This window comes from Caballeronia sp. M23-90, from assembly GCF_053574605.1.
In genome coordinates this window covers 1-8896 of the sequence record NZ_JBSIPA010000272.1, presented here as the reverse complement: position 1 = coordinate 8896, position 8896 = coordinate 1, and the positions used below count along the sequence as shown (strand labels likewise).

Sequence of the window (8896 nt, the reverse complement as noted above, 5' to 3'; positions counted from 1 at the left end):
GCTGGCGGGAGCGCCAGGCCGCGCGGCTGGCGCACGAAGAGCGCATACCCCAGATGCGCCTCCAGCCCGGAAATTTGCCGGCTGACGGCGCCTTGCGTGACATTGAGCAGATCGGCGGCGCGCGTAAAGTTGAGGCGCTGCGCAACGACGGCAAACGTCTTCAGGACATCGAGAGAAGGCAGCGGTTTCATCGGGGAACCTTGTGAGCCATGAGCGGCAGGCATGGCTAGTATGACAAACTTTCGATTGTCGGCGGTTAATGACTGCTGTCGAATGATCGTCGGTATATGAATTCAGTCTTACGGAGATTTGTCGTGAAAAGTGCTTGGACCCCTCAATCGAAGCTGCCTGCTGTCGGCACGACCATTTTTACCGTGATTGGCCAGCTTGCCGAGGAACATCACGCGCTGAATCTCTCGCAAGGCGCACCGAACTTCGCGCCTGATCCGAAGCTCGTGGAAAGCGCCGCGCGAGCCATGCGCGCGGGGCATAACCAGTACGCACCCATGTCCGGCGTTCACGAGCTGCGCGACGCGCTCGCGCTGAAAACGCAAAAGCTCTACGGCGCGACCTACGATCCGGCAAGCGAAATCACCGTGGTCGCGAGCGCGAGCGAAGGCCTGTACGCAACCATCAGCGCGCTCGTGCACCCCGGCGACGAAGTCATCTACTTCGAACCTTCCTTCGACAGCTACGGCCCGATCGTCCAGTTGCAGGGCGCGAAGCCCGTTGCGATCAAACTTTCGCCGGTGGATTTTCACATCGACTGGGACGAAGTTCAGGCCGCCGTCACGCCGCGCACGCGCATGATCATCGTCAATTCGCCGCACAATCCGTCGGGCAGCGCGTTCACGAGTGTGGATATCGAGCGCCTCACCGCGCTTACGCGTGACTCGAAGATCATCGTGTTGTCGGACGAAGTGTATGAGCACGTGGTCTTCGACGGCGCCCTGCATCACAGCATGGCGCGTTATCCGGCACTGGCCGAGCGCAGCGTGATCGTGTCGTCGTTCGGCAAGTCGTATCACGTGACCGGGTGGCGGGTCGGCTTCACGCTCGCCCCGGCGGAACTGACCAACGAGATCCGCAAGGTCCATCAGTTCATGACCTTCTCTGCCGATACCCCCATGCAGCTCGCGTTCGCCGAAGCACTCGGCGACGAATCGAGCTATCTGGGCCTCGGCGCGTTCTACCAAAAGAAACGCGACTTGCTGGCCGAGTCGCTTGCCGGTTCGCGCTTTGAACTGCTGCCGAGCGCGGGCAGCTTTTTCCTGCTGGCCCGCTTCGGTGCGTTCTCCGATGAAACCGACAGCGACTTCGTGCTGCGCCTGATCCGTGAAACGCGTGTCGCTACAATCCCGCTATCCGCGTTCTACACCGACGGCACCGACAACCGCATCATCCGCCTGAGCTTCGCGAAGGACGACGACACGTTGCGCGAAGGCGCACGCCGTTTGTGCGCGGTTTGAATTCATCGATACTCAAAGGGAGATACATCATATGAAGAAGCGCCTTCACGCATTGGCCGGCGCCATGCTGGTTGCGGCATCGTTGTGCACGACGGCAACCACTTTCGCCGCCGATTCCGACACGCTGCGCTACGGCATCGAGGCGCAATATCCGCCGTTCGAATCGAAGTCGGCATCGGGTGAATTGCAGGGACTCGATATCGATATCGGCAACGCTGTGTGTGCCGCGGCCAAGATGAAATGCGCGTGGGTCGAGACCTCGTTCGACGGCCTGATTCCCGCGCTGCAAGGCCGCAAGTTCGACGCCATCAACTCCGCGATGAACGCCACCGATCAACGCCGCCAGGCCATCGACTTCACGAGTATCGTGTATCACGTGCCGACGCAACTGATCGCCAAGACGGGTAGCGGCCTCACGCCCACGCCTGAGTCGCTGAAGGGCAAGAACATCGGCGTGCTGGCGGGGTCGGTTCAGGAGACGTTTGCGAAGGCGCATTGGGCGAATGCGGGCGTGAACGTGGTGGCGTACCAGGACCAGAACCAGGCTTATACGGACCTGAAGGCCGGGCGTCTGGACGGCACGCTCGTGATGTCGGCTGCGGGTCAATCGGGCTTTTTATCGAAACCGGATGGCGCGGGTTACGCATTCGCGGGCGGTCCCGTGCACGATGAAAAAATCCTGGGCAGCGGCATTGCGTTCGGCATCCGCAAGGGCGACAAGGCGCTGAAGCAACGCCTGGACACAGCCATCGCGAAGTTGCAAGCTGATGGAACCATCGCCAGGGCAGCAAAGAAACATCTCGGCGATATCGACGTGTCGGTTAAATGAAAGCGTTTCGGATCTGAATGAAAGTATTGTGGTCAGCGCGGTTTATTGAACGCTGGCACACTAGCGGCAATTCGTTGCTATGACATTCATTGTCGTAGCATCCATTGAGCTTTAGCACCGCCGGCCGCATGGGTTCTCCGTGTGGCCGCTTCATCTGGATCTGCCATGAGCACTGCGCCTGCTGCCGCACCCGCTGCGCCTGCCCCGCCTGAACCTCTCAAAGGCGGGCAACTTGTCCTTGCGACCGTCGCCGTGGCCCTTGCCACGTTCATGAATGTGCTCGATTCATCGATTGCGAACGTCGCCATTCCGACCATATCCGGCAATCTGGGCGTGTCCGTGGACGAAGGCACGTGGGTCGTCACCGTGTTTGCCGCGGCCAATGCCGTGTCGATTCCGCTGACCGGCTGGCTGACCCAGCGCATCGGGCAGATCAAGTTGTTTGTCGGCGCGATTATTTTATTCGTGATCTCTTCGTGGCTTTGCGGACTTGCGCCGACACTGCCGATCCTGCTCGCCGCCCGCGTGTTGCAAGGCGCCGTTGCCGGGCCGCTGATTCCGCTTTCGCAAGCCATCTTGCTGGGCTCCTATCCAAAGGAGAAAGCGTCCATGGCGCTTTCCCTCTGGGCGATGACCGCGGTGGTCGGCCCTATTGCGGGTCCGGCGTTAGGCGGCTGGATCACCGACAGTTACTCGTGGTCGTGGATCTTTTATATCAACATCCCGGTAGGATTATTCGCCGCAAGCGTGACGTGGTTCATCTACCGCAAACGTGAATCGGCGACGCGCAAAGCGCCTATCGATACGGTCGGATTGATGCTGTTGATCGCATGGGTGGCATGCCTGCAGATCATGCTCGACAAAGGCCGCGACCTCGACTGGTTTTCATCGCCGCTGGTCGTCTGGCTCGGGATCATCGCGATAATCGCGTTCGCGTTCTTCGTGGTCTGGGAATTGACCGAAAAGAATCCCGTGGTGGATCTGCGTTTGTTCGCGGGACGCAATTTCTTTGGCGGCACGGTTGCCATTTCCGTGGCGTATGGCGTGTTCTTCGGTAACCTCGTTTTGCTGCCGCAATGGATGCAGCAGTACCTGAATTACCGTTCCGTGGACGCCGGGCTCGTCACCGCACCTTTGGGCATTTTCGCGGTGATTCTCGCCCCGGTCATGGGCAAGGTATTGCCGCGCACCGACGCACGCGTGGTCGCGACCATGGCGTTTGTCGGCTTCGCGATCGTGTTTTATATGCGCTCGAAGTACGTGATCGAAATCGATACATGGCACCTGGTTTTGCCCACGCTGTTGCAGGGCATTCCAATGGCGCTGTTCTTCGTGCCGCTGACGTCGATCATCTTGTCGGGATTGCCGCCTTCCAAGATTCCGGCGGCGGCGGGTTTATCGAATTTCGCCCGGGTTTTTTGCGGCGCCGTAGGCACGTCGTTGTGCGGTAACGCGTGGACCGACCGGATTGCCCTTCATCACGAACGGCTGACCGAGCAGGCGAATGCCAATAATCCGGCCTTCATGGCGTCGCTTCAGGCTTCGCAGAACACATTGCATGTCAACGAAGCCCAAGCGCGTGGATTGTTCGACTTCACCGTGAACACACAGGCCGCAATGATGGGACTCAACGACATCTTCTTTGCGTCCGCGGTGATCTTCATCCTGATCATTCCGCTGATCTGGATCACCAAGCGCGCGAAAGGCGGCGGTGGTGGCGCGGCGGCCGGCGCGCATTGAGGTTTGAGATAGGGCTCGTTGATAGACAACGAGCCCTGCTACTTTTTAAACGTGATGTGCGAAACCCGCCGCACCATCAGCACCGCCGACAAGGCAGCCACTGCAGTCAGCAGCACGCCTATATGAATCGATTGCACGAGAACTTCACGCGCGCTTTCGATCAGCGCCGGGCCGTCCAGTCCAACGGGCGCAAGATCGGCAAGAAGCTTGGAGCGCAAGGCTGCATCGATAAGAATGCGCGGATCGTTGAATCGCGGCAGCCACGCGGTACTTGCCGGCTCGCCCAACACGCGAAGCGTGCGCGTGATGACATCGCGATAATGATGCTGAACGATCGTCGCGACCACACTGGTTCCGAGCATCCCGCCGACCATGCGCGTGGATTGTAGTAACGCCGTGGTAATGCCGAACCGTTCGCGCCCGGCGATTTCCTGTCCGAATACATTCAAGTTGTTCAGGATGAAACCCAGTCCGACGCCGATGCCGGCCATCGGTATCTCGATCCAGACATGCGGCGTCGATGCATTCGCAAACGAAAGCCCGATGCACGCGAATAACAGCAACGTAAAGCCGATGGAAAGGATCATGGTCGGCTTGCGCAAATGAATCACGATCCGCGTGTTGATAAAGCTGCCAATCGCGATAAACATCGCAATCGGCGTGGCGAGCAACCCGGCTTGCTGCGGCGACAAACCAAAGCCGCCCTGCAACAATAACGGCGCGAAAAAGATCAGCGAAAACATCACGAATCCGGACAGCACGGACAGCGTGAACAGGGTCACGAGTTGCGGGTCCTTGAACAGATCGAGCGGAATGATCGGATGCGTCGCGCGGCGCTCGCACATCAATAACGCTGCGGCGCCGATCACCACGCATATCGCGAGAACGATGTTGCCGGTCGTCAGTCCGCTCTTCGGCACGCCTTCAATGAATGCCTGCAATCCGCCGAGAACGAGCGCCACGAGCGCCGCTCCCATCCAGTCGATTTTCACCGCGCCCTGACGTGGCCGCCGATAGTTCGGCAAATGCGCCCAGATGAAATAAAACGCGGCGATGCCCACCGGCAAGTTGATGAGAAACGTGGAACGCCATCCCCAGTGCTCGCTCATCCAGCCGCCGAGCGACGGCCCCGCCGCCGTGCCAATGCCGTACGACGCCGCCATGACTACTTGCCAGCGCACGCGCAGACGGGCATCGGGGAAAAGATCGGGTATCGATGCAAACGCGGTACCCACCATCATGCCGCCGCCGACGCCCTGCAAGCCGCGCGCGATGACCAGGAACAACATGTCGTTCGCCACGCCGCATAACACTGATGCCACCGTGAACGTGACCACCGCGGCGATCACGAAACGCTTGCGGCCGAAATAATCGCCAAGCCGACCGAACACCGGCACCGTCACCACCGAAGCCAGCAGATACGCGCTCGCAATCCACGCGTAGTACTCGAAGCCATGCAGTTCCGCGACGATGGACGGCAACGCCGTACTCACCACGGTCTGGTCCAGTGCAACGAGCATGTTGACGAGACCGATGCCGAGCATCGCTAAGAGGGCGTTTCGAAAAGGAAGGGGTGATGCGGTATGCGGATCGGTACTGGCGGCGGCTTGGGACACGGGCAGAAAGTGGGCAGATGATCAAAGGCGAGGGGTGAATTGTATGCCGCCATTAAGTCTTCCTCCGCGTATCGGCGCCACGACGGCGAGTGCAGAATGGAACGATCGGCAATAAATACAGTCGGACGATTGAAAGCCACGCTTAACCGCAGAAGGAGAATCGCATGTTCACTCGAATAGTCGTCGCTATCGATGGCAGCCGTACTTCCAGCCGCGCATTTAACACCGCGCTCGAACTCGCCGTCACACATCACGCGGTGCTGCAGCCGTTCTACGTGATCGAAGAGGCCCCCATCTACTACGATGTCCCCGGCTACGATCCCTCGATCCTGCGTACCCAGCTTGCGGATCAAGGCGCCACGCTCGCCGCCGAAACCAACGCAGCGATGAAACAGCGCGGGGTGGAAGGCCAGGTCCTGGTGAGTGAAGCGTCGTCAGTGGAAGATGTGGCCGAGCTCGTTCTCAAGGCCGCGACCGCATTCAACGCCGACCTCCTCGTAATGGGCACGCACGGGCGCAAGGGATTCCAGCGGCTGATTCTTGGCAGCGTGGCGGAGCGGTGTCTCCGGCAGGCAACCCTGCCGGTGCTGCTGATTCCTTCGGCAGCGGGAGGCGAAGACGTTGCAGCTCAGGTCGCGGCTTAGGCGTTGGAGCAGTCATGCGCGCGGGGCCCGGTGGCGCCGCGCCATTGCAACAAATTGTCCGCGACGTTCTGCCGCCGGATCTTGCATGGTATCAATGGGACAATTTTCCTTGTTACAGATCAAGGTTCTAAATTGTTCTTATAGCCGAGCACGCCATGCAGACCTTGCACGAGACTTCCGCATCAGCACATTCCGCCGGCCCGCGCCACGCCGCGCACTGTTCGACATGCTCGTTGCGGCAGTACTGCATGCCAGAAGGCTTGTCCGCCACCGATACCGACAAGCTGCAATCGGTCATCGTCAATGCGCGCAACATCAGGCGCGGCGAAACGCTGTTCCGTATCGGCGATACCTTCGATGCGCTTTACGCCATTCGCTCCGGTTCGCTCAAGACGGTCGTGACGAGCGCGAATGGCCGCGATCAGGTCATGGGTCTGCACCTGGGCGGCGACGCGCTGGGGCTGGAAGGTTTCGAGAACGGCCATCACGCGTGCCGCGCCGTAGCGCTGGAAGACAGTTCTGTCTGCGTCGTCCCCTTGTCCGCTTTCGAACGCGCGTGCCGGGAGACCACTGCCATTCAGCGGCGGCTCCTGCAGTTGCTCAGCCGTGAAGTCGTCCGCAAATCGACACAGACCGTAATTCTCGGCACCTTGCGCGCCGACGAACGTGTCGCCGCGCTGCTTCTCGACATCTCTTCGCGCCTCACGCGCCGCGGGTACGCCGGGAGCGAATTCAACCTGCGTTTCACGCGCGACGACATGGGCAGTTTTCTCGGCATCACGCTGGAAACCGTCAGCAGGACCCTCTCGCGTTTTCAGGCGAAAGGCCTGCTTCGCACAGACGGCAAATTGATCCATATCCTCGACTTCGACGGACTGCGCGCCGTCTGAAGAATACCGCTTGCGCGGTTCACGGGCGGTTCAAGCACGCCGGGCATGTCCTCTGCTACGATTTATCGTTTCGCACGGCCACTGCCCGGAGAAAAGAGCGATGAATCGCGAACCCACCCCGTTGCATCCGCTGCTCGCCCGACTGCGCGAAGCGCGTCAGGCAACCGACGCGCTGTTCGCCGTCGTCAAGCCCGAATTCCTGTATGAACGGCCCATTGCCGAACGGCATCGGATCGTGTTTTACATTGGTCACCTGGAAGCGTTCGACCGGAATCTCTTCGATCAGCGCCTTTTCGACCTGCCCAGTCCCAATGCAGAGTTCGATCAGTTGTTCGCGTTCGGTATCGATCCTGTCGACGGCGGCCTGCCAACCGACCAGCCGCAAGACTGGCCGACGCTGGAAGAGATCCGCGCATATGTGCAGCGTATTCGCGATGACATCGATGCGCGCTTTGACCCCGTCGAAATTTCAAACGGTGCAGACAAGGACGGCAGTTTCGTCGAGCCGGCGATCAAGCCGGAGACGTTGCTGGAAGTTGCGATCGAGCATCGGCTGATGCATGCCGAGACGCTTGCGTACATGCTGCACCAGTTGCCGCTACACCAGAAAACTGGCCCGAAGGTAACCGAGCAGGACGCGCGGCATCCCCTCGATACCGGCTCAAAACGCGAAATGGTCCACGTGCCCGCGGGCACGGCCACGCTCGGCCTTACGCGCGAAAGCGGAACATTCGGCTGGGACAACGAGTTTGGAGAACACAAGGTGGACGTGCCGGCATTCGAGATCGACCGCAATATGGTGACGAATGCCGACTGGCTCGACTTCATCCGGGCAGATGGATATTCGAACCGCGATCTCTGGCGCGATGCCGACTGGGCGTGGATCGAGCAGGAACGCATCGATCAACCCGCGTTCTGGGTCCGCGATTCATCGGATGCGGATGCGTGGAAACTGCGAACCATGTTCGACGAGATTGACCTTCCGGCTGACTGGCCCGTCTACGTGAGCCATGCCGAAGCCAGCGCATACGCAAAATGGGCGGGCAAGTCGTTGCCAACCGAAGCGCAATGGCAACGCGCCGCCGAAGGTGCGCCCCACGCGCAAACTGGCAACTTCGATTTCCGCCGATGGGAACCGTCTCCCGTTCAGGCGCATCCGGAAAACCGCAGCGCGGCCGGCGTGGAAGGACAGTTCGGCAATGGCTGGGAATGGACATCGACCCCGTTCGGGCCATTACCCGGGTTCGAACCGTTCTCGTTCTATCTGGGCTACTCGGCGAATTTCTACGACGACCAGCATTACGTGCTCAAAGGCGGCTCGCCACGCACGGCGGCATGCATGCTCAGACCGAGTTTTCGCAACTGGTTCCAGGCGCACTATCAGTATGTGTATGCCGGGTTCCGTTGCGTGCGCAACTGACGAGCCGTTACAAATATCAATCAATAGTACGGATACGGCGCGTAATAAACCGGCGGTGGCGGCGCGTAATACTGCGGCGGCGGTGCGTAGTAGACCGGCTGCGGCGCATAGACTTGCGGCTGCTGAATCGTGTTGCCCTTCGATGTCATGCACTGCGCGTAAGCCGCGTCGTATTGACCTTGGAGGCCTGCCGCCGAATACTGGGCGCTGTTCGCACCCGCCGCGCTTCCAAGCAACAATCCGCTGCCGGCGCCGGTTTATTACGCGCCGTATCCGTACTATTGATTA

The 8896-nt window shown here is 60.1% G+C and carries 8 protein-coding genes and 1 pseudogene; 6 read left to right on the top strand and 3 right to left on the bottom strand.

The window, feature by feature from the left end:
• A partial coding sequence (locus ACRXB1_RS23070) for a LysR family transcriptional regulator (RefSeq protein ID WP_449493331.1) occupies positions 1 to 191 on the bottom strand: 191 nt, incomplete at its 3' end.
• Between the two features lie 123 nt (positions 192 to 314).
• Between ACRXB1_RS23070 and ACRXB1_RS23065 the strand changes: the two genes are divergently transcribed.
• The 3 genes from ACRXB1_RS23065 to ACRXB1_RS23055 all read left to right on the top strand — a co-directional run bounded on the left by ACRXB1_RS23065 (position 315) and on the right by ACRXB1_RS23055 (position 4038).
• Complete coding sequence (locus tag ACRXB1_RS23065; protein WP_449493330.1) at positions 315 to 1469, top strand: methionine aminotransferase; 1155 nt, start codon at positions 315 to 317, stop codon at positions 1467 to 1469.
• Between the two features lie 64 nt (positions 1470 to 1533).
• The gene (locus ACRXB1_RS23060) at positions 1534 to 2298 is read left to right on the top strand and encodes an ABC transporter substrate-binding protein (protein WP_375509023.1); all 765 of its coding nucleotides are present in this window, start codon (positions 1534 to 1536) and stop codon (positions 2296 to 2298) included.
• Positions 2299 to 2463: 165 nt separating this feature from the next.
• The gene (locus tag ACRXB1_RS23055) at positions 2464 to 4038 is read left to right on the top strand and encodes a DHA2 family efflux MFS transporter permease subunit (RefSeq protein ID WP_062003396.1); all 1575 of its coding nucleotides are present in this window, start codon (positions 2464 to 2466) and stop codon (positions 4036 to 4038) included.
• A 38-nt stretch (positions 4039 to 4076) separates the two neighbouring features.
• Here the strand turns inward: ACRXB1_RS23055 and ACRXB1_RS23050 are convergent, their stop codons facing one another.
• Entirely contained in the window at positions 4077 to 5582 is a 1506-nt protein-coding gene (locus ACRXB1_RS23050) for an MFS transporter (RefSeq protein ID WP_375508898.1), read from the bottom strand.
• Between the two features lie 236 nt (positions 5583 to 5818).
• Here ACRXB1_RS23050 and ACRXB1_RS23045 point away from each other — a divergent pair, with 236 nt between their 5' ends.
• The 3 genes from ACRXB1_RS23045 to ACRXB1_RS23035 all read left to right on the top strand — a co-directional run bounded on the left by ACRXB1_RS23045 (position 5819) and on the right by ACRXB1_RS23035 (position 8608).
• A complete protein-coding gene (locus ACRXB1_RS23045) occupies positions 5819 to 6298 on the top strand; it encodes a universal stress protein (protein WP_449493329.1) in 480 nt (159 codons plus the stop codon).
• A gap of 248 nt (positions 6299 to 6546) precedes the next feature.
• Entirely contained in the window at positions 6547 to 7188 is a 642-nt protein-coding gene (locus ACRXB1_RS23040) for a helix-turn-helix domain-containing protein (RefSeq protein WP_449493328.1), read from the top strand.
• Between the two features lie 100 nt (positions 7189 to 7288).
• Positions 7289 to 8608, top strand: a complete 1320-nt coding sequence (locus tag ACRXB1_RS23035; protein WP_449493327.1) for an SUMF1/EgtB/PvdO family nonheme iron enzyme — start codon at positions 7289 to 7291, stop codon at positions 8606 to 8608.
• A gap of 20 nt (positions 8609 to 8628) precedes the next feature.
• On the opposite strand, the pseudogene ACRXB1_RS23030 reads toward ACRXB1_RS23035, so the two are convergent.
• Positions 8629 to 8862, bottom strand: a pseudogene (locus ACRXB1_RS23030) (glycine zipper family protein); the annotation flags it as partial.
• Positions 8863 to 8896 lie beyond the last annotated feature (34 nt).

Coding starts and splice junctions, on each gene's coding strand:
- ACRXB1_RS23060 (WP_375509023.1), top strand. CDS start 1,534: ATGCTGGTTGCGGCATCGTTGTGCACGACGGCAACCACTTTCGCCGCC.
- ACRXB1_RS23055 (WP_062003396.1), top strand. CDS start 2,464: ATGAGCACTGCGCCTGCTGCCGCACCCGCTGCGCCTGCCCCGCCTGAA.
- ACRXB1_RS23050 (WP_375508898.1), bottom strand. CDS start 5,582: ATGCTCGGCATCGGTCTCGTCAACATGCTCGTTGCACTGGACCAGACC.
- ACRXB1_RS23045 (WP_449493329.1), top strand. CDS start 5,819: ATGTTCACTCGAATAGTCGTCGCTATCGATGGCAGCCGTACTTCCAGC.
- ACRXB1_RS23040 (WP_449493328.1), top strand. CDS start 6,547: ATGCCAGAAGGCTTGTCCGCCACCGATACCGACAAGCTGCAATCGGTC.
- ACRXB1_RS23035 (WP_449493327.1), top strand. CDS start 7,289: ATGAATCGCGAACCCACCCCGTTGCATCCGCTGCTCGCCCGACTGCGC.